This is a genomic window from Corallococcus praedator, from assembly GCF_003612125.1.
GTDB lineage: Bacteria > Myxococcota > Myxococcia > Myxococcales > Myxococcaceae > Corallococcus > Corallococcus praedator.
The window spans coordinates 1-439 of record NZ_RAWI01001068.1 but is presented as its reverse complement, the minus strand read 5'-3'; the positions used below and the strand labels follow the sequence as shown (position 1 = coordinate 439).

General features: G+C 56.3%; 1 protein-coding gene. It reads right to left on the bottom strand.

Annotated elements, in window-relative coordinates; translation table 11 throughout:
• A partial coding sequence (locus tag D7Y13_RS46445) for a hypothetical protein (RefSeq protein WP_158626234.1) occupies positions 1-439 on the bottom strand: 439 nt, incomplete at both ends.

Genomic DNA, 439 nt, shown 5'->3' with positions numbered 1-439 from the left:
GTATTGTTTGAGCAGTGCGCTGTTTTCCGGCGCACCCGGATTTGCCCAGAACGTTTTGAAGGCTGCCCACTGTTTTTCCAGCATGTCCGTTTGCTGAAAAAACGGCTGTGGACGGAAAAAGATCGCGTTGCGCTGGGTGATCAGTGGCACCCAGTCGCCTTCATGATCGCCGGGATGATTCAGAATTAACGTATCGACAGGTGTATTGTCCTTCAACCACAGCATGGCGGTCAGGTCGTTACGGCTGGCGAACGCACCGTAAATCTGCAATGGCGTGTTCTTGCTGGCTGTGACCAGCGTTTGCGCATTCGGTATGATCAGCGCAACCGCGATGATTATCGCAGTCAGGATAAACGGCGCGCTGATCCGTGCCGCGCGATCTACCCGTGCCGCACCGATTCGCCGCCGCAACCAGTCCAGCCCGTGCGCGCCAAAATAC